The organism is Labedaea rhizosphaerae (assembly GCF_004362825.1).
Taxonomy (GTDB): domain Bacteria; phylum Actinomycetota; class Actinomycetes; order Mycobacteriales; family Pseudonocardiaceae; genus Labedaea; species Labedaea rhizosphaerae.
In genome coordinates, this window is sequence record NZ_SNXZ01000007.1 from 1 (window position 1) to 23,230 (window position 23,230).

The following is a 23,230-nucleotide window of genomic DNA, read 5'->3' on the forward strand; positions in this document are numbered from 1 at the left end:
CGAGTCCGCAGCGAGAAAGGCATCCGCTGGGGCGGGCAACACCTCACCCCAGCCGCCTAACCAACCCGGCGAACCTATCTGGACAGAGCACTAGCCCTTGTGGAAGGCGGCGCGGTAGGCGTTCGGGTTGGTGCCGACGATGCGCTTGAAGCGCTCGCGGAAGGCCGTGGGTGAGCCGAAGCCGACGCGAGCGGCGATGCGGTCGACCGGGTGGTCGGTGGCCTCGAGCAGGTACTGGGCCTCGCGCACACGGCTGCGGTGCAGCCATTGCAGCGGCGTGGTGCCGGTCTGCTCGCGGAAGCGGCGGTTGAGGGTGCGGGTGCTCATGCCGGCGCGTGCGGCGATGTCCTCCAATGTCAGGTCTTTCGCCGCGTTGTCCGCCATCCAGCGCAGCACGGGCTCCAAAGTGGACCCACGCGGTGCGGGCGGCTGGTCGTGGACGATGAACTGCGCTTGCCCGCCTTCGCGTTCCAGGGGCATGACCGAGAGCCGGGCGGCGTCGGCGGCCACGGCGGATCCGTGGTCGCGGCGGATGAGGTGCAGGCACAGGTCGAGCCCGGCCGCCGCGCCGGCCGAGGTGAGGAACTGGCCGTTGTCCACGTAGAGCACGCCGGGGTCGACGTCGATCGCCGGATGGCGCTCGGCGAGCAGGTCCGCGGCGAGCCAGTGGGTGGTGGCGCGCAGGCCGTCGAGCAGGCCGGTGGCGGCGAGGGTGAACGCGCCGGTGCAGATCGACGCGATGCGGGTTCCGTTGGCGGCGGCCAGCTTCAGGGCGTGGACGACGTCGTGCGGGATCGGGGCGGTCGGGTCGGCGCAGCCGGGCAGGATGATCGTGTCCGCGTCGGCGAGGGTGTCGAGACCCCAGGGCGCTTGCAGGGTGAAGGCACCGGCGTCGACGGTCGGCGTGGTGGCGCAGACCCGGACCCGGTAGGCGGGCCGGTTGCCGGGCAGCCGGGTGCGGGTGAACACCTCGATCGGCGTCGACAGGTCGAACGGGATGACCTTGTCGAGCGCGACCACGGCGATGGTGTGCATGGCCTCAACCTAGGTGCCTGCGTGATTGCTGCCAAGGCGCTGACCAGCTTCTTCAACGGAATGTGCTGATCAGCGAGTTGGCGAGAATCCGGTGGAGTGTGGCAATCCAGCCGGTTCCGATGATCTCTTCGCGTCGCTAGCGTCGGCGGCACCGCCAACCGAGGAGGACTGATCCGCTTGCTCGCGCAGGTCGTGTTGTTCGATGCCCCACCGCCTCCGGGCCTGACCTGCCGTGCGGCCTGACCGATGACGAAGTTCTTGCTCGCCGTCCACGTGCTCGCCGCCATCGTCGCGATCGGTCCGGTGACCGTCGCCGCCAGCATGTTCCCCGCCACTGCCCGGCGTGCGGCCGGGAACGACCGGGACGCGGCGGTTCTGGCTTCACTGCACCGGATCTGCCGGGTCTACGCCGTGGTCGCCGTTGTGGTTCCGGTTTTCGGCCTGGCCACGGCGAACAGCCTCGGCGTGCTGGGCGACGCGTGGCTGATCGTCTCGATCGTGCTGACCGCGACGGCCGCGGGAGTGCTCGGGCTGCTGATCCTCCCGCGCCAGCGGCAGGTCCTCGCCTCGATCACCGCCGGGGCCGCCGGACTGGCCATGTACACGGGCGTGTTCAACATCCTCTGGGCCACGGTCACCGTCCTGATGATCGTCCGCCCCGGCTCCACGACGGGCGCGTGAGCCGTGCGTATCGCCGCGGGAGTGGAACTGGTGTCGTTGGTCGTGCTGCTGGCCAACCTGGCGACGGTGCACTGGCCGGCCGTGGCGGCCGCGGTCGGCCCGACGCACGGATGCGCCTACTTGCTCGTCGTCATCCTGACCTTCGCCCGGACTCGGGACGTCCGCACGCGGGCGATGTCCGTGGTGCCGGGTGTCGGCGGCCTGCTCGCGTTGCGGCAGCTGGCCACCGCCGAACCGGGCTGACGTTCGGCGCCACCTCGGCGAGGTGCGACAGGCTACCGTTGCGGGATGGGTTCAACGGTCCACGTGGGACTGGGTTTGGCCGTTGCGCTGCTGCTCCTGGTGATCGTCGCGGCGGGGGTGGCCTGGGTCGCCTCGATCGCCACGGGACGGGCGACGGTCACGGCGGCGGTGCGGGCCGCGATCCAGCTTGCCGCCGTGAGCGCGATCATCGGCTCGGTGGTCAAGTGGCTGTGGGCCGCGGCCTTGTTCGGCCTCGTCATGTTGGTGGTGGCCGCGGTGACGGCGGGCAAGCGGGTCACGGGTGGCCGCCACGGCACCCGCCCGGCCGCGGTGGCGCTCGTCGCCGGGGTGGTGCCCGTCGTGGCGATCGTGCTGGCGACCGGCACCGTGCCGCTGACCGGGATCGCGGTGATCCCGGTCGTGGGCATCGTCATCGGCGGTGCGATGACGGCGACGTCGTTGTGCGGGCGTCGGGCGCTAGACGAGCTCAAGACCCGCCACGGTGAGTACGAGGCCGCCTTGGCGCTGGGCTTCCCGCCACGGGACGCGGCCATGGAGATCGCGCGCCCCGCCGCCGGCCAGGCGCTCGTGCCCGCCCTCGACCAGACCCGGACGGTCGGTCTCGTGACGTTGCCGGGCGCGTTCGTCGGCGTGCTGATCGGCAGCGGCAACCCGGTGCAGGCGGGCGCGGCGCAGCTGCTGGTGCTCATCGGGTTGCTGGCCGCCGAGACCATCGCGGTGGTGGTCACCATGGAGCTGGTGGCCAGGGGAGTGGTCGACGACCCGAGTCGCATGTGGACGGTAGCGCCACGTCGCTCGGCTCGCTCAAGGCGTGCGCGATGACCACGCCGCGATCTCGGTGCGGCTGGCACACCCGAGCTTGGCGAGGATGTTGCGGACGTGCGTCTCGACCGTGCGCTCGGACAACACGAGCTCTTGGGCGATCTCGCGGTTGGACTTGGCCTGCACGATGCGGGCAACGACCTCCAATTCCCTGGGGGACAACGGATTCGACGCTCGGGCGGCAGCGTCGACGGCGGCCAGCGTCGCGTCGGCCGACGCCAGCGGGCCGGGCAGGTCGAGGCGGCGGAACTCCGCGGCGGCCGCGGTCACCAGCTCGCGTGCGGTGCTCAACTCGCTGCGTTCTCCCTTGGCCAGCAACGCTTTAGCGAGGCCCAGCCGGCTCAGCGCGGTGAACGGGCGGGCCCCGATGCGGGCATTCATCTCGACGGCGTCGGTGTAGCGCTCGATCGCCTCGTCGACCCGGCCGGTCACCAGCGCCAGGTCCGCGGTGATCCGCTGCAGCGAGCCGCCGGAGAACGCGGCACCGGAGCCGTCGCACATGTACGTCGGTTCCAGCCCGGCGAGCTCGTGGTGGACGCGCTCGGCCGTCTCGACGTCGTCGAGCATGCAGGCGACGATCCCGATGTGCACGAGCAGCACGGACCAACGCGGTCCCGGTTGCAGCCTGGCCGGCATGTGCCGGAACTCGGCGAACGTGGCGCGGGCCAGGTCGGTCTCGCCGAGCAGGGCGTGGGTCAGCGGGATGAAGATCCGCACCAGCGCCACGTGGGGCACGGCCTGCAAGGCGGCCATGATCGTCTCGCCGAGGTCGCGGTCGATCGTCCCGCGCAGCAAGGCCAGCTGTTCGAGGAACGACGAGGACATGCCGATCGTGCTGATCGCGCCGATCCGCTCGGCGACCGCACGAGCGGCCTCGTTGTACTCCACGGCCTTGTCCAGCTTGCCGATCAGCGCGGCCCGGGTGGCCCGCAGCCGGTGCAGGTGCCACCAGGCGATGGCGTGCTCGCCCTTGGCCGCCACCTGCTCGATGCGGCCCAGCTCCTGGTCGACCGCGGCCAGGTCACCGGCCTGGAACGCGGCGTCGACCAGCCACACGTGCCCCCACAGCTCGGCCATCGGCTGCTGGGCCCGGTGGGCGAGCGCGCACGCGCGGGCCGCCACCGCGCGCCGCTCGGCGAGGAACTGCGGCGCGCACAACGACAGGTGGCGGGCGTGCAGGCAGTCCAGCAAGGCGTCGGGGTCGCCGTCGCGTTCGGCCAGCGCGAGGGCCTCAGCGGACAGCTCGCGGGCCCGGACCGGCTCGTCGACCTCGGACGCGGCCATGGCCTGGCGAGCGCGCAAGCGGGCGTGCAAGGTCGCGTCGTCGGCCGGCACCGCCCGGATGGCGTTGGCGCACAACTGGTCCACGGCCTGCGTCAGCTCCGGGTCGCCCATGCCGGTGATCACCAGGGCGGCCGCGGCGATGAGGTCCGGGCGCCCGGCCTCCTGGGCGAGCCGGGCCGCGGCCTGGCAGCTCACCAGGCTCGCGTCGACGCGGCCCGCGACGAACTCGGCCGCGGCCACCTCGACGGTGAGCTCGGCCCGCACCCCGGCGTCGCGGCCGTCCGCCTCGGCCGCGTGCCGGGCCAGCGCGGCGAACCGGGCCGCCTCGTCGTAGGCCAGCAAGGCCGTCGCCGACCGGGATGCCAGCCGCGCCCACCGCAGGCAGTGCGCGGCCCAGCCGGGCGCGCCGGAGCGCCGCCAATGGTTCGCGACGAGCGCGGCCGGCGGACGCGGTGACCGTTCCAGGGCGATCGCCGCCTGTTCATGCACGGCCGTGCGCCGCGAGGGCGCCAGTTGCTCGTACACGGCGTCGCGCACCAGCGCATGCGCGAACGACAGGCCCGCGGTGTCCGGTGTGGACACCAGCACGCCGTGCGCGACGGCCTGGTCGAGCCGGGCGTCGACCTGGGCCGCGGGTTGCCCGGTGACCTCGGCCAGCAGCGACGGCTCGATCCGCTCGCCGAGCACGCTGGCCGCGTCGAGCAGGTCGCGCACCTCGGTATCGAGCCCGGTGAGCTGGGCGAGCACGAGCTGGTGCAGCTCGGCGGAACCGGCGTCGGTGCCGCGGTCCAGCAGCAGCCGCACGAACAACGGGTTCCCAGCGGTTCGCGCCCACACCCGGTCCGCCTGCGCGTCGGGGTCGTCATGGCTCAGCAGTCGCAACCAGTGCGCGAGATCCGTCGGTGTCAACCCGGTCAGCCCGGTCGAACGGGTCTCCTCGGCACGCAGCAGATCCGGCAGCAGCTCGCTCAGCTCGGCGCTGCCGGTGTCGCGGTAGGTCGCGACGACCAGGATCCGGGTCCGGGCGAGCTCGCCGGCCAGGTGGCGCAGCAACAGCAGCGAACTGCGATCGGCCCACTGCAGGTCTTCCAGGACGACCAGCAGGCCGCGGTCGGCCGCGGCGTCGGCCAGCACCTGGCAGGCGTCGGCGAACATGGTGAATCGGGCGACGGCGGAATCCGTCGAGGTACCGGCGTTGGGCGACAGGACCGGCACGAGCCCGGGCACGTCACGGGCGATCCGGCGCCACGGCCACAACGGCGGCATGCCGGCGTCGTCGATCGCGTACCCGGCCGCGACCGGGACGGCGTACTCGCCGGCCATCGCCGTGACGGCGGAGACGAGGGTCGACTTGCCGATCCCGGCGGCTCCACTGACCAGCACCAGGCGTCCGGTGCGCGCGCACGCGCCGACCAGCGCGGCCCGCACCTGCGCCAGCTCCTCCGCCCGCCCGACCATCGGCACACCTGGTCTATCGGCCAGTGGCGCGGTTACGTGTCCGGATCAGTGCCGGCACGGATTCCGCAAGGCCGCCGGAGCGCGAGATTGGTCCTGTCAGTTCGTCCAGACAGGAGAGACCACAATGCACGCTCAAATCACCTATTTCCGCGGGCCGCGCAGCCCGCAGCAAGTTGCCGCAGCCGAGTTCGCCGGCCACGAGCGCGTGCTCCCCGCCGTCCAGGCGCTGGGCCGGCGGTTCCGCGGCTACCGGCTGCTGGGCGCGGACGGCACGGAGATCGTCATCTCCCTCGCCGACCGCGAGGAGGACCTGCTCGACATGCAGAAGGCCATCTTCGCCACGACCCTGCTGCCCGGTGAGGACCCGGCGTTGCTGACCGGGCCCGACAGCGTCGAGCTGTTCCCGGTCGTCGAGGTCTTCGACGTCGAAGGTGGGCAGAGCTCATGACCAGCACCGCGCCCGCCGTCCTGGCCGAAGGCCGATGGACGGCCGACCTCGCCCGCAGCACCGCGACCTTCACCGTGGGCAACCTGGGCAAGACCGTGACCGGGACCGTGCCGGTCCTCGACGGCACCGTCGACGTCGACGCGCAAGGCCTGCCGTGTGCCGTGCGCGGCACCCTCGACCTCGGTGCTGTCGACACCGGCAACCGGCGCCGGGACAAGGATCTGCGCAAGCCCAAGCTGCTGGACCTCGACCAGCACCCGGTCATGACCTTCGTCGCCGACGAGGTCATCACGGGCGCGGATGGCTGGTCGGTGACCGGCAAGCTCACCGCGCGGGGCACGACGATCGGGCTCACCGGTCACGTCACGTCGTCCACTGTGGACGGTGCGGTGACCCTCACCGCGCGCACCAGCCTGGACCGCCGCGCCCTGGGCGTGCGCGCCCCGCGGTTCATGATCGGCCACACCGTCGACATCACGGTCGTCGCGACGATCCAGCTCGGTGCGTGACGCCGCGGCCGGACCTCGTCGACCCGGCGCTGAGCCAAGGCTGAGGACGTCAACCCCGCCCGATGAACGGCATCGCCGTGGCGGCGATGGTCAGGAACTGGGTGTTCGCGCCCAGCGGCAGGTCGGCCATGAACCGGATGGCGTCGGCGACGTGGCGGGCGTCGAAGGTCGGCTCCGGTCGCACGGACCCGTCGGCCTGCCGCACGCCGGTGGCGATCCCGCTCGTCATGTCCGTGGCGGCGTTGCCGATGTCGATCTGCCCGCACGCGATGTCGAAGCGCCTGCCGTCCAACGACAACGAGCGGGTCAGGCCCGTGATCGCGTGCTTGGTGGCCGTGTAGGCGATGCTGCCGGGCCGCGGCACGTGGGCGGAGATCGACCCGTTGTTGATGATCCGGCCACCTCGCGGGTCCTCCGCCCGCATCAACGCGAACGCCGCCCGCGCGCAGAGGAACGACCCGGTGAGGTTCACCTCGACGGTGGCACGCCACTGCTGGACGTCGATCTTGTCCGGTGTGCCGGCCGGCCCGAACCCACCGGCGTTGTTGAACAACAGGTCCAGCCGTCCGAACTCGCCGCGCACCGCGTCGAACAAGGCGTCGACCTGATCGGCATCGGTCACGTCGGTGGGCACCACCAACGCCCGTTCGAAGCCGGACGCCGTCTCCGCCAGGGCATCCCGGCGGCGCCCGGCGAGGGCGACCGACCAGCCGTCCACGAGCAACGCCCGGGTCACGACCCGCCCGATACCCGAACCGGCACCGGTGACCACAGCACTGCGCGTCATCGCGTCTCCTCTCACCGCCGGGTGCGGTAGACCTGCGTCAGGTGGTCCTGCAGCCGAGCATGCCGGAACTGGTAGACCGCGCCCGACCGGCGCAACACCCCGCGCTGGTACGCGTCCTCCAGGAACTCGGGCACCGACCACGGCAACCGGCCGTTGGCCGGGAGCCACACCCGCGCGAACACCATCCAGGCGCCCCACGCGGTCAGGCTGGCGGCGCCGAGGCTGATCGCGAGCCCGAGCAGCAGCCCGTAGGACAGGCCGTACACGAGCCCCAGCCGCGGGCCGTGCAGCACGGTGGCCATCACGGTGTAGCCGAGGAACGTGACCACGCCGAACATCAGCGACTGGACCGCCACCGTGCGCCGGTTGGTGTTGAGCAGGTCCATCGGGCTCGCGGCCGAGCTGATGTCCACCGGCGCCTCGAACATGGCCATCACACCCCAGACCCCACCCCACACCAGGCCCAGCGCCAACCCGAACAGCACCGTGGTCACCAGCGAGTCGGCGAGCCGCCCGACGATCCAGAACGTCGCGCCGAGCTCGCGTGCGACGCCGAGCCCCGCGCCGAGGCCGGCCCCGACGGCGAGCCCGACCGCGAACCGGCGCAGGACCGTCGAGCGCCGTCTTCGGGCCGCACGCAGGCGAACCCGCACCCTCGACGGCTCGAACACGGTGCCGCGGAACCCGAGCGACGCGCCATGCGCCAGCCCGACGGTCAGCGACATGGCCAGCCACTCCATCGGGCCGGCGGACAGCACCGCCGAGAAGCCGTCGGACAGCCCGGAGCCGGACGTGCCCACGCCGGCCGTGTAGATCAGCCCGATGACCAGGGCCGCCGGCACACCCATGGCGATGCCGAGCACGAGCCCGCTGACGAACATTCGCAGCAGGGTGGGCATCCGGTTGCCGAGCTGCCACCACGCGAGGTTGCGGGTGCCGAGCTTGTCCAGGTGGTGGGCCAGGAACCCGAGCCAGTGCTCGGCGCGGTCGGCGTCGTGCGGGTCGCGACGCGGCCGGTGCCGGTAGACGGTGGGCACGAAGCTGCCGAGCAGGTGCCGCTCGATCGCGGCGGCGCTGTCGAAGCGAGCGGGGTCGAGCAGGTCGGCCGGGTCGTGGTCGGGGGTGTCGCTGTAGATCGTCCGCGCGAGGCCCACCATCAGCGGCGTGGTGAGCACGGCCGCGAGGTCGCCGTGCGGGTGCGCGCGAACGTCGTCAAGCACCGGTTCCCACACGCCGCGGCGGCCGGTCGTGCGGGGCAGGTAGTCGGCGAGGTCGGTCGGGGTCAGGTCGTCGAGCACGACCGCGGCGGCCGAGGTCAGCACGTCGGTCGACTCGACGGCCGCGCGGTACTCGTCCACCCGGCTGGTCATGAGCAACGGCAACGTCGTGGCGTTCAACGCGATCAGTGCCGCCTTGTGCAACCCGCCCGCGATCTCGTCGAACCCGTCCAGCACCGGCAGGATCCGCCCGTCCTCGACCAGCGCGGCGGCCAGCGTCGTCCCGCCGGGGCCGGGCGCGGCGAGCCCGGGGTGATCACGCAGCAGTTGCTCGGTCAGCCAGTCCCGCAACGGCGTGGTGCGCGGGTCCCAGGACCCGGCGCTGAAGATCACCGGCACGGGATCGCCGGAGCGGTTGACGCCGAGCAGCCCCAGCACGAACCGCATCGTCAGGATCGTCTTGCCGGACCCGGCCCGGCCGAGCACCACCAGCCGGCCGGACGGGATCCGTTGGTAGACCTCGACGATCTGGTCCAGTGTGCCGTCCAGGTGCAGTGGGCGCACCGTCTCGCCGGGCTTGGCCCGGCCGATGTTCACCCAGGCGTCGACCAACTCCGTCGGCCCGTCGTGCCAGCGCATCGGTAGCGGCACGGGATCGTGGATCTGGCGCTGCTCCTCCTCGCGGCGAAGGCGCGTGCGCAGCTCGTGGGCGAGCAGCCCGGCGGCCTCGGCCAGCCGGTCGTCGCCTTCCGGGGCTTGCCGTGGCGGCTCCTGGTTGCCCGCCGCGGCAAGGAGTTCGAGCCGCTCGCCTGGGTCGAGGCCGAGCGCGGCCGCCAGCGCGTCCACCGTGTTGAGCCGCGGGTCCGCGCCCGCCGCGGTCTCCAGCCGGCGGATCGTCCGCTCGCTCACCCCGGAGCGGTCCGCGAGCGCGCCCTGGGTGAGCCCGGCCCGCAGCCGAAACCGCCGCAACAGCGGACCGAACTGGCTCGCCACGTCTAGTGCCCCGTCACCTTCCGCTGTCTGCTGGAGCTCCAACCTTAGGGGCCGGGCTTCGTGGGCTCCGCGCCGCAGTTCGCCCCTGATGCGTTCGGCACCGGGATGACGACGGCCTCGAAGGACGGTGCGGTCGCCGCCCACTCCGTCGGGGCTTCCAGCTGGTTCAACCGTTGGCTGAATTTCGCCGGTCCTGCGGCTCATGGGCAGGTCAGGGGTCGGGTAGGGGTGGTCGGCACCTGCTCCGACGCCCCACGCTGGTGCTCACGCGAGGTACACGAACCATCACTCATCCGACATGGGGGACGACTGACATGAGCTTGTTGCGACCACGCGAACTGACCATCGGCTACCTGCAGTTGACCGGCGCGGCGTGGGACCAGCCGCCCCGCCACCCGCTCGGCGAGCGGCTCGCCGCGCTCGCCGCGGCCGGGTTCAGCGGCACCGGCATGGACACCGAGGACCTGGAACGCATCCAGACCACGCACGGCGCGGACTGGGTGCGTGGCCAGTTCGCCGAGCACGGGCTGCGCCTGGTCGAGCTGGAGATGGTGACCGGGTGGGAGACCGCCGACGACCACACGGGTCCGTTGCGTGCCCGTGAGGACCGCGCGTTCGAGCTGGCCGAGGCGTACGGCGTGCGGAAGGTGAAGGCGTTCGCGCTCGCCGTACCGGGCGTCCGGCTGGCGCCGGTGGAGGTGCTGGCCAAGCGGTTCGGCGCGCTGTGCGACCGGGCCGCGGGCCACGGCGTGGACATCGCGTTGGAGTGCCTGTCGTTCATGCCGGGCTTCAACCATGCCGGGGTGGTCGAGGTGTTGCGGCTGGCCGACCGTCCGAACGCGACGGTCCAAGTGGACATGTGGCACGTCTTCCGCGACCCGACGGCGCTTCCCGCGCTCGACCAGCTGAGCGGTGCGCAGATCGGCGGCGTCGAACTGTGCGACGGTCCGCTCGCCCCACCACCGGACCTGCTCGCCGAGGCCGTCGACGGCCGGCTCCTGCCCGGCCACGGCGAGTGGGACGTCCTGGGCCTGCTGCGCCGGCTCGACGCGAAGGGCGTCGACGTGCCGCTGTCGACTGAGGTGCTGTCGACGTCCATGCGTGCCTTGCCACCCGCAGAGAACGCCGCACGCACGATGGCCGCCCTCCGCGAGTTCCTCGCCGCCGGTTAGCCCCAGGTCGGTGGTTAGCCCAGGTCGCCGGTTAGCTCCGGGTCGCCGCGGCCAGGCGTTCCCGGAACCACGGCGGCATGTGGGCCTCGGCGCGTGGGAAGCGTTCCTGCTCGATGGCGAAGTGCGACAGGTCCGGGTACGGCTGGAAGTCCGGTTCGTTGCGCCAGTTGTACTGGATGGTGAAGCGGCTCGGCGCCTGCAGCGTGTAGCGCGCGGAGAACCACGTGCCCTCGTCCTGGCGGTACATGCCGCCACGCAGCCGCTGGAACATCCGCCACACCTCGGTCGGCGGGTCCCACACCCGGTCGCGGCCGTCGGGGCCGCGGACCCCGACGGCGACGTCGGGGTTTCGGCCGAGGTGCCGGTAGTCGATCACCACCTCGGCCCAGCCGGGCGGCAGCGCACCGATCAGCTCGGTGGTCATGGCGGTGAGCAGGTCGTTCTGCTGGACCGGGTCCAGCGACGGCCACACAGGCATGTCTCGAAATCCCCCAGTGGTTGGTCGTTCGACGGCGAGCCTAACGGGTAGCTCGCGGGCCGAGAGGAAGGTCACAGACCGATATGGTCGCTTTGCCGACCGAATCGGTCGGTCAGACGCGTACGGTCGAGTGCATGGCCAGTACGTTCCGGCAGCACGCCGACGAGGACATCGTCGACCGCGCCGCGGAGTTGTTCGCACAGCACGGGTTCGCGCACACCTCGCTGCAGTCGCTGGCCGAGGCGGTCGGGCTGTCCAAGGCCGGGCTGCTGCACCACTTCCCGAGCAAGGACGCCCTGTACGAGGCGGCTCAGCAGTCGTGCCGCGAACAGGTCTCCCGAGTCCGGACCCGCGTGGCGGACCTGCCGCTCGGACCCGAGCGCGACCGGCTCGCGCTGGAGTTGCTGCTCGACGTCGCGCTGGATCGCCCGGGGCTGGTCGCGCTCGCGTTCAGCGCCGTCACCGCGAAGGACGCCCGTGCCGCGTCGCTGGAGGATGACGACCTGCAGGTCTTCGAGACCTTCGGCGTCGACCCGGCCGACATGCGGGCCGAGCGGCTGATCCGCGTGATCGGTGCGCTCAGCGCGCTGGCCGTGCTCAGCCTCGCCGCGCACCACCTCGGTGAAAAGGCCGTGTGGCGCAGGCAGATCCTCGCCACCTGCGTCGACGCGCTGGGCCACCGCGCGTCCACCCCCGACCGGATGGAGCTCTGATCCCGTTGGCCCGCTTGCTTTCCCGTCTCGGCTTCGGCGCGCACCGCCACCGCGGTGCCGTCCTCCTGCTCTGGCTCGTCGTGCTGGCCGGTACCGGCATCGGCGCGGTGACGCTGTCGGGGCAGACCTCCGACAGCTTCTCGATCCCCGGCCAGGAGTCCACGACCGCGCTCCAGCAGATCAAGAAGGACTTCGGGGCTGGCGGCGGCGCCAGCGCGCAGGTCGTCGTCCAGGCACCACCGGGGTCGAACCTGCCCAAGAACGCCGGCGCGGTCAACGCATTGGTCGAGGAACTGTCGTCCGTGCCGGGCGTGGTGGGCGCGAAGAACCCGCTCGACCCGAAGACGCCGGGCGCGCTCAACCCGCAGAAGACCACCGGCTACAGCACGGTGAGCTTCACCGTGCCCACCGGCGGGGTCACCGACGACCAGCGCGCCGCGATCATGACCGCGCTCGACCACGCGCGGGCCGCGGGCCTGACCGCCGAGGTGACCGGCGACGCGATCCAGGCGCCACCGGCGGTCGGCGGCGTGACCGAGGGGATCGGCGTGGTGGTCGCCCTGCTGATCCTCGCGCTGACCTACGGCTCGCTGGTGATGGCCGGGATGAACCTGCTGAGCGCGGCCGTCGGCGTCGGCATCGGCGCGCTCGGCGTGACGATCGCGACCGGCTTCCTCGACCTGCAGTCCACCACCCCGATCCTGGCCACGATGCTCGGCCTCGCGGTCGGCATCGACTACGCGTTGTTCATCATCAACCGCTACCGCCACGAGTTGCGCCAGGGCGCGGACGTCGGCACCGCGATCGCGACCGCCGTGGGCACCGCCGGGTCGGCCGTGCTGACCGCGGGCGTGACGGTGTTCATCGCGCTGATGGGCCTGGTCGTGGTCGGCATCCCGTTCCTGACCCAGATGGGCGTCGCGGCCGCGGCCACCATCCTGGTCGCGGTGCTCGTCGCGCTCACCCTCGTGCCGGCCGTGTTGAGCTTCCTCGGCCGTCGCGTGCTGCCGCGCAAGCAGCGCGCGACCGAAGGGCCGGTGGCCGTGCGCGACCGCGGGTTTCACCGCGGCTGGGCGACGGCGGTGACCAAGCGGCGTGGGTTCGCCCTGCTCCTGGCCGTGGTCGCGCTCGGCGTGCTCGCCATCCCGGTGACCTCGATGCAGACCACGCTCGTGCAGACCCCGGCCGCGGACACCACGCAGGCCAAGGCGAAGCACCTGCTCCAGACGTCGTTCGGCCCGGGCTTCACCGGCCCGTTGATCGTCTTGTTCGAGGGTGACACGGCCGTGCCCATCGCGAACCAGGTGATGGGTGCGCTCTACGGGACCGGTGCGGTCGCCGACATCGCGGCGGTCGCCCCGCCGTCACGCAACCACGACGCGACCGCGGCGACGCTGACCGTGATCCCCAAGTCCGGTCCGGACACCGCCGCCACCGAACAGCTCGTCACCGACTTGCGGTCCTATTTGGACACCCACGCGACCGGCGTCACCACCTACGTCACCGGGGCGACGGCGGTCAGCGTCGACGTGGCCACCTCGCTGGACGAGGCGTTGCCCCTCTACCTGGTGCTCGTGGTCGGGCTCGCGCTCGTGTTGCTGGTGCTGGTGTTCCGCTCGCTGCTCGTCCCGCTGGTCGGGGTGCTCGGCTTCCTGCTGACGATCGGCGCCGCGCTCGGCGTGACCGTCGCGGTCTTCCAGTGGGGCTGGCTCGCGGACGCGGTCAACCTCGACACCACCGGCCCGTTGCTCAGCCTGACCCCGATCCTGATGATCGGCATCCTGTTCGGCCTGGCCATGGACTACCAGATCTTCCTGGTCTCGCGCATGCACGAGGCGCACCACCGCGGCGCCGAACCGCAGACCGCGATCACGACCGGCTTCCGCCAGGCGGCACCGGTGGTCGTGGCGGCCGCACTGATCATGTTCTCGGTGTTCGCGGGCTTCGTGCCGACAGGGGAGGGCCCGATCAAGTCGATCGCGTTCGCCCTGGCCATCGGCATCCTGTTCGACGCGTTCGTGGTGCGCATGGTGCTGGTCCCGGCCGCGCTCGCGTTGCTGGGCGAGCGCGCGTGGTGGCTGCCGAAGTGGCTGCGCTGGCTGCCCGCCCTCGACGTCGAAGGCACCGCGGTCGACCGCCCCGGCACACGCGAACCGGTCGACGCTCAGGTCAGGTAGCTGGTGGCGATCGTCGTCGGCGCGGTGAGCGCTACGGCTGGTTGACCGACGCCAAACCCGCCGGCGCGGAAGCGATCGCAGCCGTGATGGCCTCGGCCAGCGCGCGGGCGGCCTCCTCGGTGAGCTCGACCGCGACGCGTGCGGCCGGGCCCGCGGCGGGGTTGGTGAAGTCGATGTTGACGGTGTGCGTGTACGGCGCGTGCACCGCGTGGTCGACGTACACCTGAGCGTTGGTCAGCGAGAACCAGCCGGTCGGGCCCTTGCCGCTGCCGTCGATGGCGATCTTCTCGGTCAGGTACGTGCACATGGTGATCGCCTCAGTTCAGGGTGCGGCCGAAGAAGTCGAAGATCTTCTGCCAGCCGTCGACGGCGGCGGCCGGGCGGTACGCGGGCCGGTCCACGGAGAAGAACGCGTGACCCGCGCCTTCGTAGGAGTGGAACTCGTGCGCCTTGCCCAGCCGGGTCAGTTCCTCGTCGAGGATCTTGACCTGGGCCGGGCTGGGGTACTGGTCGTCGGCGCCGAACAGGCCGAGTAGCGGGCAGGACAGCTGCGGGGCCAGGTGCAGGATCGCCCGCATCGCCTTCGGCATGCCCTCCGGGGCGTCGTCGACGACGAAGGCGCCGTAGCAGTCGACGGCGGCGTCGAGTGGCAGCGAGCAGGCGGCGAGGAACGCGTGCCGGCCACCGGAGCAGTGCCCGATCACGCCGATCTTGCCGTTGGCGCCGTCCAACCCGTTGAGGTACGCGGCGGCACCCTCGACGTCGCCGACCAGCCGCTCGTCGGGGACCCCGCCCTGCGAGCGCACGAACGCCGACGCGTCGTCCGGGCTCGCGCCCGGGGCCTCGCGGGCGTACAGGTTCGGGCAGAGCGCGGCGTAGCCGTTGACCGCGAAGGTGCGGACCATCTCCTTGGTCGCGGCGTCGTAGCCGGGCATGTGGTGGATCATCACCACGCCACCACGTGGGGTGTCCGCCAGCGGCCGGGCCAGGTAGGCCTCGATCTCGTCCCCGCCGTGTCCGGTCATCGTGACGGTCTCGGCCCTGATCGCGTCGTTCACGCGGCTCCGCCTCTCACTCTGGGGTCACCCCACCTTATGAGCTCCCCTTAACGGCGGCGCCGGCGGATCACGCCTGCGTGCTGGACTCCTCCCCGGGCACCCCGACGTCGAACGTCGGCGCGGGCATGGTCGACCAGTTCTCCTCCGACAGGATGTCCGGGTGGTCCCGGAGCAGCGCTTCGAACACTGGTTCCTTGGTGATGCTGTCCTCTGGCAACGGCCTACCCTCCTGCACCCGCGATGGATCGGGGCAGGGTTCCCCGCGTCGGCGGCCGCCAAACTCAATCGCGGTCGAGCATCGAATCCTCGTGATCGAGTTCGCGTTGCTCCTTGGTGAAGACCTCGTCGTCCAGCTCGCCGTCGTCGCGCATCCGGACCAGGTGCTCGAGTTCGGCACGCAGCACGTCGCGGCGCAGCCGCCGGTACACCTCGGCGTCGGCTTCCCCGTCGGCACCGGAGGCCCGCGAGGCGAGCATGCGGCGCCGATCCGCGCGCTCGCGCAGCCGGTCGACCACGGCCTCGGGCGGGTGCTGCTCGGCGACGAGTTCGTCCAACCGGGCCAGGCCCGCGTCGGCCGAGGCGTTGTGGGCGGCGACTTCCTGGTCGGCGTGCTCGGCGGCGCGGTCATCGGGGTGGATGCTGTGCGGACCCCACCGCCGCACCACCGCGGGCAGCGTGAGGCCCTGCAGGAGCAGCGTCGACACGATCACGACGGCGGTGACGAACAGGATCAGGTCCCGGTGCGGGAACTCGCCGCCGCCCGCGCCGCGCGGGATCGCGAACGCCGCGCCGACCGAGACGACGCCGCGCAGGCCCGCCCAGCCGACGATCGCGACCTCCTGCCACGGCACCGGCTGCTGCCTGCCCCGGTTCAACCACCGCGGGACGTAGATGTCCGGGAACACCCAGAGCAGCCGCGTGGCGATCACCACGGCCACGACCACGGCACACGCGATCGCGACCAGGCCGGGTGATTCGCCGCGCAGCCCGGTGATCAGGTCGGACGCCTGGAGTCCGATGAGGACGAACACCGCACCGGCCAGCAGGTACTCGATCACCTCCCACGTGGCCTGGGCCACGAGCCGGGACCGCGCGCTCATCACCGACGGCTGGCGGTGCCCGAGGTACAGGCCGGTGACCACCACGGACACGATGCCCGACCCGTGGACCGCTTCGGCGGGGAGGTAGGCGAGGAAGGGCGCGAGCAGCGACAGGGCCGCGTCCGCCACCGGGTGGTCGACCCGGCGCCGGATCCACGCGAGGACGAAGGCCACGACGGCGCCGACGACCAAGCCGCCCGCGGTCGCGAGCAGGAACCGCCCGCTCGCGTACCAGGGGCTCACCGAACCGCCGACCACGGCGGCGATCGCGATCTGAAACGCGGTCAGCGCGGCCGCGTCGTTGAACAGGCTTTCGCCCTCCAGCATCGTGATCGCCCGCCGGGGCATCCCGGCCTGCCGTCCGATCGCGACGGCGGCGACGGCGTCCTGCGGCGCGACCACCGCGCCCAGGACCATGCCGGCGGCCAGTGACAGGTCCGGGATCACGGCGTGCGCGGCGAAGCCGACCGCCGCGGTGGTGAACAGCGTCAGCCCGATCGACAGCGTGCCGATCGAGCGCAGGTTCTCCCGGAACGAGGGCACCGACGTGGTGAACGCCGCCCCGTAGAGCAGGACGGGGAGCACCACCATCAACACGAGGTCCGGCTCGACGGCGAACGAGGGGATGCCGGGCACGAAGGAGAAGCCCACGCCGACCATCAGCAAGGCGATCGGTTCCTGGAAACCGATGCGCCTCGACACCTCGCGCACGAGGACGACGACCGCGAAAAGTCCGACTACCGCAAGCACTGTGCGCCTCCGCCCTGGTCACTCGAGCGCGACGGTCTCACCTCGTTGCAGCACCCGCAGGGTGGTCGGCAGGCCACGCGCGCGGAATTCGGCGAGGAAGTTCGACAGCGGGGACGTGAAGAGCCCGTAGTCGTCGTAGTGGACCGGCAGGACCGTGCGCGGCTCGAGCAGTTCGACCAGGTCGGTGCCCTGCTTGTGATCCATGGTGACCAGCGCGCCGAGCACCCTGGTGCCGCCCAGGTGGACCACAGCGTGGTCGAGCGACGGGAACCGCTCGTGGATGGCGGCCAGGCCGGGGAACAGGACCGTGTCCCCGCTGAGGTAGATGCGCAGCACGCCCGTCTGCCCGGCCGCCTGGTATTCCAGGACCGATCCCATGACCGGCGGCAGGATCGCGCGCAGCGGGCCGCGGGCGTGGCGGGCGGGCACGGCGATGACGCCCAGCCGGGCGCCGTTCTCGACGAAGTTCTGCCTCGACCACACCGGAAGCGGTTGGGGCGCTTGGAACCCACGCTTGCGCAGCCGTTTCGCCGCGTGGCCGGTGGTGATGATCGGGACGTCCTTGGGCAGCTCACGGCTCGCGATGCGGTCGAAGTGGTCGCCGTGCAGGTGCGAGAGCACCACCGCGGTCAACGGCGGCAGCTCGGCCGGCTGGATCGCCGGTTCGGTGCGCCGCTTGCTGATCAACCCCTGGCCGAGGTACGACCACTGGCCCAGGTGCAGGAAGTTGGGGTCGGTGAGCAGGGTGAAGGGGCCGAGCTTGATCAGCGTGGTGGCCGTCCCGATGAACGACAGCGAGTTCCCGGCGACGGTGTCGAGTGCCATGCCCGGCCGTGTACCCGCCGCGCCACGGCGACATGCACGTCGGCTCCCGTCGCGCTCCTCGCCCTGCTCTCCTTGATTTCCGGCGTGTGCTCAGCCGCTGGGCCGGTCCAGTTCGGCGTGGCGGGTGGCCACCGTGTGGGCGAGGGTCGCGAGCTTCACGTTGAGCTCCTGCGAGGTCCGGCGCAGCAGGTCGAAGGCCTGGTCGGCGGTGATGCCGCGCCGGTTCATCAGGACGCCCTTGGCCTGTCCGATCACGTCACGGCTTTCCAGTGCGCGGGTGAGGTGGGCGGCCCGCAGGTCGGCCAGGCGCACCGCCTCCGTGTGCGCCACGGCGAGCGACGCGTGGGTCGCCAGCAGCAGCGCGCGGTCCACGGCGACCTCGTCGCCCAGCTCGCCCGGCGCCTTCGAGTAGATGTTGAGCGCGCCGGACAGGCGGGTGCGGTGGGGCAGCAGCGCCGTGGACAGCACCGACCGGAAGCCGTGCCGGGCGGCCGCCGGGCCGAACCGCGGCCACGGATCGTCCGCGGTGAGGTCGGCGCTGTGGGTGTAGGCGGCGCCAGGGATCCGGGCCGCGTCGAGGCACGGACCCTCGTCGAACCGCTGCTGCAGGTCGTCCAGCTCGGTGGCGACCGGGTCGGTCTCCACCGGGGTGTGCAGCTGCCCGTCGGGGGAGCGCAGGGTGAGGCTGACCAGATCGGCGTCCGGCACCAACGCGAGCGTTGCGCTGACCACCCGGGTCAGCACGTCCGCGACGGAGTCCGCGGCGAGCAGCACCTCGGCCAACCGGGCGAACTGCCGCGCGAGCGGGCTCGGCTGGGCGTGGTCCGCGGGGTGTGGCGCCTCCGACGCCTCCGCGACGAACTCCGCCTTGTCGCGGATCCAGTCTTCTTCACGCATGGAGTCACCCGGTGGCCGTCGGTAGGAGCGTCTTGCCCCGCACGTGTACCCAGCGCACCTGGCGGCGACTCATGTGCTCACCGCGTGGTCGAGGCCAGCAGGTCGATGATCACCAGTTGCTCGGTCTTCGCGGCCTGCCCGCCCACGCCGCCGCGACCGGTGGTCCAGTGGGCGAGGTCAGCGGGCCGGGAGCCGTTGTCGTTGGTCAGGCTGGGATCCGCGCCCGCGCGCAGCAGCGCGTCGACCGCCGCCGAGCACCGGTTCCGCACGGCGCGGTGGAGCGCGGTGACCCCGCCCAGCGCGGTGGCGTCCGGGTCGGCGCCCGCCTCGACGAGGTACTCGATGACGGCGCGCTGGCGCCGCGGGTTCCAGCGGGCCGAACCGGGGTCGCCGGCCGCCGCCGCGTGCAGGGGTTCGCCGCCGCGGCGGTTGCGGGCCCGGACATCGGCGCCGTTCGCGAGCAGCACCCGCGCGCTCTCGACGTCGTAGGCGAACGCGGCGGCGTGCAATGCGGTGTCGCCTTCGTAGACCTGGGCGCGCAAGGCATCGAGGAAGAACTCGTCTTCCCGTGCCAGCCGCGCGGTCGCCAAGGACGGCGCGGCGGACCGAACGAGCGAGTGGTCGCCCGCCGCGATGGCGGTCATCAAACCGACGAGGTCCATGGGGCACGTTACCTCCGTCGAGCGTGCGGGTACCCGCGACTACCTGCCGATTTCCGGCAGCGTGGGCCGAGGAGAACCACATGTCCAGGGACGAGATCGACGATCTGGACCCGGAGCAGTCGCCCGGCGTGGGCACCGACGGGAGCCTGACCAGTCACCACCAGCACCGCGACACCGAGGAGCACGTCGGCGTCGGCACCGATGGCAGCCTGCACAGCCGCCACGGGCACCACGACAACGATGAGGAGCCCGAGGGGACCGAAGGCAGCCTGCGCGACCCGGACGAGTGACCGTCCGAGTCTAAATTTGATCGGATCCAATTTAGCGTCTAGGGTTCGGGGCGTGACGTCCGACTTCGAGGCGCAGCTTCGAGCGGTCTCGTTGCGCGTGACCCAGCCACGGTTGGCCGTGCTCGCCGCGTTGCACGAGAACCCGCACATCGACACCAACGCGGTGATCGAGCTGGTCCGGGACGCCCACCCAGGCGTCTCGCACCAGGCGATCTACGACGTGCTCGGAGCGCTCACCGACGCCGGTCTGGTGCGGCGCATCCAGCCCGCCGGCGCCACCGCGCGCTACGAGTCCCGGGTCGGGGACAACCACCACCACGTCGTGTGCCGCTCGTGCGGCGCGATCGCGGACGTCGACTGCGTCGTCGGAGACGCGCCCTGTCTCACCGCCTCGGACGCCCACGGTTACGTGGTCGAGGAAGCGGAGGTCGTCTTTTGGGGCACTTGCCCCGACTGCGCGGCCAAGAGCAAAGCCCCAGTGTTCCGCCAGCTCGGAAGGAAGTAGATGAGCACCCAGGACGAGAAGGCGACGGCCGGCTGCCCGGTCGCGCACGACTCCGTGACCTCGCACGGCAGCGAGAGCGAGAACCCGGCGATCGATGCGCCGACCTCGAAGACGGGAGGTCGTCCGCGCACCAACAAGGACTGGTGGCCCAACCAGCTCGACCTGTCGGTGCTGCACACGCACTCGTCGAAGGGCAACCCGCTCGGCCCGGACTTCAACTACGCCAAGGAGTTCGCGAAGCTGGACGTCGAGGCCCTCAAGCAGGACATCGTCGAGGTCCTCACCACCTCGCAGGACTGGTGGCCCGCCGACTTCGGCCACTACGGCGGCCTGATGATCCGGATGAGCTGGCACGCGGCGGGCACGTACCGCATCCACGACGGCCGCGGCGGCGCGGGCGACGGCGGGCAGCGCTTCGCCCCGCTGAACAGCTGGCCGGACAACGCGAACCTGGACAAGGCGCGGCGGCTGCTGTGGCCGGTCAAGCAGAAGTACGGCCAGAAGATCTCGTGGGCCGACCTGCTCGTGCTCGCGGGCAACGTGGCCATGGAGTCGATGGGCTTCAAGACCTTCGGCTTCGGCTTCGGCCGCGAGGACGTCTGGGAGCCCGAGGAGGTCTTCTGGGGCGACGAGCAGGACTGGCTGGGCGAGGCCCGCTACGCCAACGAGAAGGAAATGGTGCCCGACCTCGGCGCGACCGAGATGGGCCTGATCTACGTCAACCCCGAGGGTCCCAAGGGCAGCGCCGACTACATGGCCGCGGCGCACTTCATCCGGGAGACCTTCGCCCGGATGGCGATGAACGACGAGGAGACCGTCGCGCTGATCGCCGGTGGTCACACGTTCGGCAAGACCCACGGTGCCGCTGTGGCCGACGACCACGTCGGCCCGGAGCCCGAGGGTGCCCCGATCGAAGCGCAGGGCCTCGGCTGGCTGTCCACGCACGGCAGCGGCAAGGGCGCCGACTCGATCACCAGCGGCCTCGAGGTCACGTGGACCGACAAGCCGACCGAGTGGAGCAACCGCTTCTTCGAGATCCTCTTCGAGTACGAGTGGGAGCTCACCACCAGCCCCGGTGGTGGCAAGCAGTACGTCGCCAAGGACGCGCCGGAGATCATCCCGGATCCGTTCGACCCCACCAAGAAGCACAAGCCGACCATGCTCACCACGGACTTGGCGCTGCGCTTCGACCCGACGTACGGCGAGATCTCCCGTCGTTTCCTGGAGAACCCGGACGAGTTCGCGCTGGCCTACGCCAAGGCCTGGTACAAGCTGCTGCACCGTGACATGGGTCCGGTCAGCCGCTACCTGGGTCCGTGGGTCGCCGAGCCGCAGCTGTGGCAGGACCCGGTGCCCGCCGTCGACCACGAGCTCGTGGGCGACAGCGACATCGCTTCCTTGAAGGCCAAGGTCCTGGACTCCGGCCTTTCGACCGCCGAGCTGATCTCCACGGCGTGGGCGTCGGCCGCGACCTTCCGCCACACCGACAAGCGCGGTGGCGCCAACGGTGCGCGGATCCGGCTGGAGCCGCAGCGCAACTGGGAGGTCAACCAGCCCGAGCAGCTGGCCGCGGTGCTGTCCAAGCTCGAGGCCATCCAGCAGGAGTTCAACGGCGCGGGCGGGGCGAAGATCTCGCTGGCCGACCTGATCGTCCTCGCCGGTTCGGCCGCGGTCGAGAAGGCCGCTTCGGACGCGGGCGTCACGGTTTCGGTGCCGTTCCACCCGGGTCGCACCGACGCCACCCAGGACCAGACCGACGTCGACTCGTTCGCCGTGCTCGAGCCGCGGGCCGACGGGTTCCGCAACTACCTGCGGTCCGGCGAGAAGGCCCAGCCGGAGGCGCTGCTGGTCGACCGCGCCTACATGCTGAACCTGACCGCGCCCGAGATGACGGTGCTCGTGGGTGGTCTGCGTGCCCTCGGCACGAACTTCGGCGCCACCAAGCACGGCGTGCTCACCGATCAGCCGGGCGCGCTCACCAACGACTTCTTCGTCAACTTGCTGTCCCCGGGCACCAAGTGGAAGGCGTCGGAGGCCGAGGAGAACGTCTACGAGATCCGCGACGCGTCCACCGACGAGCTGAAGTGGACCGCCACCGCGGTCGACCTGATCTTCGGCTCGAACTCGCAGCTGCGCGCGCTGTCCGAGGTCTACGCCAGCGACGACGCCCGCGAGAAGTTCGTGGCGGACTTCGTTTCGGCGTGGACGAAGGTCATGGAACTCGACCGGTTCGACCTCGCCTGATCCGCTCCACCCGACGAGCCCGGCCGGTCCTCTGTGGACCGGCCGGGCTCGCTGGCGTCAGGGGATGATGGAATCCACGTAGCCGCCGTCCACGCGGACCGCGGCGCCCGTCGTCGCTGAAGCCAGGGGAGAAGCCAGGTACGCCACCATGTTGGCGATCTCGTCCGGCTCGATCAGGCGTTGCAGCAACGACTGCGGCCGGTGCACGCGCATGAACTCGCGCTGGGCCTCGTCCCAGGGCAGCGACTTGTCCACCAACTGGTACACGAAGTCCTCCACGCCACCGGTGTGGGTGGGGCCCGCGATCACCGAGTTGACGGTGACGCCGGTGCCCGCGGCCTGCTTGGCGAAGCCCCGGCTGACGGCCAGCAGCGCGGTCTTCGTCATGCCGTAGTGGATCATCTCCGCGGGGATGACGATGGCGGAGTCGCTCGCGATGTTCTGCACCCGGCCCCAGCCGCGCTCCATCATGCCGGGCAGGTAGGCGCGGATCAGCCGCACAGCGGCCAGCACATTGGTGTCGAAGTACCGCCGCCACTCGTCGTCGGTGATCTCCAGGGCCGGCTGCGGGCCGAAGATGCCGAGGTTGTTCACCAGCACGTCGAGTTCCGGCACGGCGGCCAGCAACGTCTCGTTGCCCTCGTCGGTGGTGATGTCCGCGGCGACGGCGAGCACCTGGGCCCCGGTCTCGGCCCGCACCTCGTCCGCGGCCGCTTCCGTCCGGTCGCGCTTGCGTCCATTCACGACGACTTGCGCGCCGGCTCGCCCGAGCTGAGTGGCGATGGCCAGGCCGATGCCTTGCGTGGACCCGGTGACCAGCGCGGTCCGGCCGCTCAAGTCGATGTGCATGTCCGCAGTCAA

Annotated in this window: 24 protein-coding genes; 11 read left to right on the top strand and 13 right to left on the bottom strand. The window is 71.5% G+C overall.

The window, feature by feature from the left end; translation table 11 throughout:
• Window positions 1-90: 90 nt before the first annotated feature.
• Window positions 91-1,035 (bottom strand): GlxA family transcriptional regulator, encoded by a 945-nt coding sequence (locus tag EV186_RS31410; RefSeq protein ID WP_133853143.1) that lies wholly within the window; start codon window positions 1,033-1,035, stop codon window positions 91-93.
• A gap of 246 nt (window positions 1,036-1,281) precedes the next feature.
• Between EV186_RS31410 and EV186_RS31415 the strand changes: the two genes are divergently transcribed.
• Genes EV186_RS31415 through EV186_RS31425 form a run of 3 tightly spaced genes read left to right on the top strand, consistent with a single transcriptional unit; the run spans window position 1,282 to window position 2,802 of the window.
• A complete protein-coding gene (locus tag EV186_RS31415; protein ID WP_133853144.1) occupies window positions 1,282-1,716 on the top strand; it encodes a hypothetical protein in 435 nt (144 codons plus the stop codon).
• Window positions 1,717-1,719: 3 nt separating this feature from the next.
• Complete coding sequence (locus EV186_RS31420) at window positions 1,720-1,959, top strand: DUF3817 domain-containing protein (protein WP_133853145.1); 240 nt, start codon at window positions 1,720-1,722, stop codon at window positions 1,957-1,959.
• Between the two features lie 45 nt (window positions 1,960-2,004).
• Complete coding sequence (locus EV186_RS31425; RefSeq protein WP_133853146.1) at window positions 2,005-2,802, top strand: ABC transporter permease; 798 nt, start codon at window positions 2,005-2,007, stop codon at window positions 2,800-2,802.
• On the opposite strand, the gene EV186_RS31430 is transcribed toward EV186_RS31425, so the two are convergent.
• Window positions 2,785-5,544, bottom strand: a complete 2,760-nt coding sequence (locus EV186_RS31430; protein WP_133853147.1) for an ATP-binding protein — start codon at window positions 5,542-5,544, stop codon at window positions 2,785-2,787. The two genes, EV186_RS31425 and EV186_RS31430, sit on opposite strands and share 18 nt — an antisense overlap.
• A 124-nt stretch (window positions 5,545-5,668) precedes the next feature.
• Here EV186_RS31430 and EV186_RS31435 point away from each other — a divergent pair, with 124 nt between their 5' ends.
• Together EV186_RS31435 and EV186_RS31440 are read left to right on the top strand one after the other, a co-directional pair.
• Window positions 5,669-5,992: a hypothetical protein gene (locus tag EV186_RS31435; RefSeq protein ID WP_133853148.1), complete on the top strand. Its 324-nt coding sequence runs from the start codon at window positions 5,669-5,671 to the stop codon at window positions 5,990-5,992.
• Window positions 5,989-6,501 carry a YceI family protein gene (locus EV186_RS31440; protein ID WP_133853149.1) on the top strand — a complete coding sequence of 171 codons (513 nt, stop codon included), beginning with the start codon at window positions 5,989-5,991 and terminating at the stop codon, window positions 6,499-6,501. The genes EV186_RS31435 and EV186_RS31440 overlap by 4 nt, the downstream gene beginning before the upstream one ends.
• A 49-nt stretch (window positions 6,502-6,550) precedes the next feature.
• Here the strand turns inward: EV186_RS31440 and EV186_RS31445 are convergent, their stop codons facing one another.
• Both EV186_RS31445 and EV186_RS31450 read right to left on the bottom strand, forming a co-directional pair.
• Complete coding sequence (locus EV186_RS31445) at window positions 6,551-7,288, bottom strand: SDR family oxidoreductase (protein ID WP_133853150.1); 738 nt, start codon at window positions 7,286-7,288, stop codon at window positions 6,551-6,553.
• An 11-nt stretch (window positions 7,289-7,299) separates the two neighbouring features.
• On the bottom strand, window positions 7,300-9,498 hold the full coding sequence (locus tag EV186_RS31450) for an NACHT domain-containing protein (RefSeq protein WP_133853151.1): 2,199 nt from the start codon (window positions 9,496-9,498) through the stop codon (window positions 7,300-7,302).
• Between the two features lie 314 nt (window positions 9,499-9,812).
• On the opposite strand from EV186_RS31450, the gene EV186_RS31455 reads away from it, so the two are divergent.
• Entirely contained in the window at window positions 9,813-10,670 is an 858-nt protein-coding gene (locus EV186_RS31455; protein WP_133853152.1) for a sugar phosphate isomerase/epimerase family protein, read from the top strand.
• A 31-nt stretch (window positions 10,671-10,701) separates the two neighbouring features.
• Here EV186_RS31455 and EV186_RS31460 read toward each other — a convergent pair whose 3' ends face one another.
• Window positions 10,702-11,148: a hypothetical protein gene (locus EV186_RS31460; protein WP_133853153.1), complete on the bottom strand. Its 447-nt coding sequence runs from the start codon at window positions 11,146-11,148 to the stop codon at window positions 10,702-10,704.
• A gap of 134 nt (window positions 11,149-11,282) precedes the next feature.
• On the opposite strand from EV186_RS31460, the gene EV186_RS31465 reads away from it, so the two are divergent.
• Both EV186_RS31465 and EV186_RS31470 read left to right on the top strand, forming a co-directional pair.
• Window positions 11,283-11,861: a TetR/AcrR family transcriptional regulator gene (locus EV186_RS31465; RefSeq protein WP_133853154.1), complete on the top strand. Its 579-nt coding sequence runs from the start codon at window positions 11,283-11,285 to the stop codon at window positions 11,859-11,861.
• 5 nt (window positions 11,862-11,866) lie between these two features.
• Window positions 11,867-14,038: an MMPL family transporter gene (locus tag EV186_RS31470; RefSeq protein WP_133853155.1), complete on the top strand. Its 2,172-nt coding sequence runs from the start codon at window positions 11,867-11,869 to the stop codon at window positions 14,036-14,038.
• 31 nt (window positions 14,039-14,069) lie between these two features.
• Here EV186_RS31470 and EV186_RS31475 read toward each other — a convergent pair whose 3' ends face one another.
• From EV186_RS31475 to EV186_RS31500, 7 genes are all read right to left on the bottom strand, one after another.
• The gene (locus EV186_RS31475) at window positions 14,070-14,345 is read right to left on the bottom strand and encodes a DUF6295 family protein (RefSeq protein ID WP_133853156.1); all 276 of its coding nucleotides are present in this window, start codon (window positions 14,343-14,345) and stop codon (window positions 14,070-14,072) included.
• 10 nt (window positions 14,346-14,355) lie between these two features.
• Complete coding sequence (locus tag EV186_RS31480) at window positions 14,356-15,096, bottom strand: dienelactone hydrolase family protein (protein WP_133853157.1); 741 nt, start codon at window positions 15,094-15,096, stop codon at window positions 14,356-14,358.
• Window positions 15,097-15,163: 67 nt separating this feature from the next.
• On the bottom strand, window positions 15,164-15,313 hold the full coding sequence (locus tag EV186_RS39155) for a hypothetical protein (protein ID WP_166659414.1): 150 nt from the start codon (window positions 15,311-15,313) through the stop codon (window positions 15,164-15,166).
• 64 nt (window positions 15,314-15,377) lie between these two features.
• Window positions 15,378-16,946: a Na+/H+ antiporter gene (locus EV186_RS31485; RefSeq protein WP_133853158.1), complete on the bottom strand. Its 1,569-nt coding sequence runs from the start codon at window positions 16,944-16,946 to the stop codon at window positions 15,378-15,380.
• Between the two features lie 18 nt (window positions 16,947-16,964).
• On the bottom strand, window positions 16,965-17,771 hold the full coding sequence (locus EV186_RS31490) for an MBL fold metallo-hydrolase (protein WP_133853159.1): 807 nt from the start codon (window positions 17,769-17,771) through the stop codon (window positions 16,965-16,967).
• Between the two features lie 90 nt (window positions 17,772-17,861).
• The gene (locus EV186_RS31495; RefSeq protein ID WP_133853160.1) at window positions 17,862-18,668 is read right to left on the bottom strand and encodes a GAF and ANTAR domain-containing protein; all 807 of its coding nucleotides are present in this window, start codon (window positions 18,666-18,668) and stop codon (window positions 17,862-17,864) included.
• 77 nt (window positions 18,669-18,745) lie between these two features.
• Window positions 18,746-19,330: an ankyrin repeat domain-containing protein gene (locus EV186_RS31500; RefSeq protein ID WP_133853161.1), complete on the bottom strand. Its 585-nt coding sequence runs from the start codon at window positions 19,328-19,330 to the stop codon at window positions 18,746-18,748.
• Between the two features lie 80 nt (window positions 19,331-19,410).
• Here EV186_RS31500 and EV186_RS31505 point away from each other — a divergent pair, with 80 nt between their 5' ends.
• The 3 genes from EV186_RS31505 to katG are packed head-to-tail and all read left to right on the top strand — an operon-like array spanning window position 19,411 to window position 22,369.
• Window positions 19,411-19,620 carry a hypothetical protein gene (locus EV186_RS31505; RefSeq protein ID WP_133853162.1) on the top strand — a complete coding sequence of 70 codons (210 nt, stop codon included), beginning with the start codon at window positions 19,411-19,413 and terminating at the stop codon, window positions 19,618-19,620.
• A 52-nt stretch (window positions 19,621-19,672) separates the two neighbouring features.
• Window positions 19,673-20,125 carry a Fur family transcriptional regulator gene (locus EV186_RS31510; protein WP_166659415.1) on the top strand — a complete coding sequence of 151 codons (453 nt, stop codon included), beginning with the start codon at window positions 19,673-19,675 and terminating at the stop codon, window positions 20,123-20,125.
• Complete coding sequence (katG, locus tag EV186_RS31515; RefSeq protein WP_133853164.1) at window positions 20,126-22,369, top strand: catalase/peroxidase HPI; 2,244 nt, start codon at window positions 20,126-20,128, stop codon at window positions 22,367-22,369.
• Window positions 22,370-22,426: 57 nt separating this feature from the next.
• Here the strand turns inward: katG and EV186_RS31520 are convergent, their stop codons facing one another.
• Window positions 22,427-23,218 carry an SDR family NAD(P)-dependent oxidoreductase gene (locus EV186_RS31520; RefSeq protein WP_133853165.1) on the bottom strand — a complete coding sequence of 264 codons (792 nt, stop codon included), beginning with the start codon at window positions 23,216-23,218 and terminating at the stop codon, window positions 22,427-22,429.
• Window positions 23,219-23,230: the final 12 nt, after the last annotated feature.

Coding starts and splice junctions, on each gene's coding strand:
- EV186_RS31410 (WP_133853143.1), bottom strand. CDS start 1,035: ATGCACACCATCGCCGTGGTCGCGCTCGACAAGGTCATCCCGTTCGAC.
- EV186_RS31415 (WP_133853144.1), top strand. CDS start 1,282: ATGACGAAGTTCTTGCTCGCCGTCCACGTGCTCGCCGCCATCGTCGCG.
- EV186_RS31425 (WP_133853146.1), top strand. CDS start 2,005: ATGGGTTCAACGGTCCACGTGGGACTGGGTTTGGCCGTTGCGCTGCTG.
- EV186_RS31430 (WP_133853147.1), bottom strand. CDS start 5,544: ATGGTCGGGCGGGCGGAGGAGCTGGCGCAGGTGCGGGCCGCGCTGGTC.
- EV186_RS31435 (WP_133853148.1), top strand. CDS start 5,669: ATGCACGCTCAAATCACCTATTTCCGCGGGCCGCGCAGCCCGCAGCAA.
- EV186_RS31440 (WP_133853149.1), top strand. CDS start 5,989: ATGACCAGCACCGCGCCCGCCGTCCTGGCCGAAGGCCGATGGACGGCC.
- EV186_RS31445 (WP_133853150.1), bottom strand. CDS start 7,288: ATGACGCGCAGTGCTGTGGTCACCGGTGCCGGTTCGGGTATCGGGCGG.
- EV186_RS31455 (WP_133853152.1), top strand. CDS start 9,813: ATGAGCTTGTTGCGACCACGCGAACTGACCATCGGCTACCTGCAGTTG.
- EV186_RS31460 (WP_133853153.1), bottom strand. CDS start 11,148: ATGCCTGTGTGGCCGTCGCTGGACCCGGTCCAGCAGAACGACCTGCTC.
- EV186_RS31465 (WP_133853154.1), top strand. CDS start 11,283: ATGGCCAGTACGTTCCGGCAGCACGCCGACGAGGACATCGTCGACCGC.
- EV186_RS31475 (WP_133853156.1), bottom strand. CDS start 14,345: ATGTGCACGTACCTGACCGAGAAGATCGCCATCGACGGCAGCGGCAAG.
- EV186_RS31490 (WP_133853159.1), bottom strand. CDS start 17,771: ATGGCACTCGACACCGTCGCCGGGAACTCGCTGTCGTTCATCGGGACG.
- EV186_RS31495 (WP_133853160.1), bottom strand. CDS start 18,668: ATGCGTGAAGAAGACTGGATCCGCGACAAGGCGGAGTTCGTCGCGGAG.
- EV186_RS31500 (WP_133853161.1), bottom strand. CDS start 19,330: ATGGACCTCGTCGGTTTGATGACCGCCATCGCGGCGGGCGACCACTCG.
- EV186_RS31505 (WP_133853162.1), top strand. CDS start 19,411: ATGTCCAGGGACGAGATCGACGATCTGGACCCGGAGCAGTCGCCCGGC.
- katG (WP_133853164.1), top strand. CDS start 20,126: ATGAGCACCCAGGACGAGAAGGCGACGGCCGGCTGCCCGGTCGCGCAC.
- EV186_RS31520 (WP_133853165.1), bottom strand. CDS start 23,218: ATGCACATCGACTTGAGCGGCCGGACCGCGCTGGTCACCGGGTCCACG.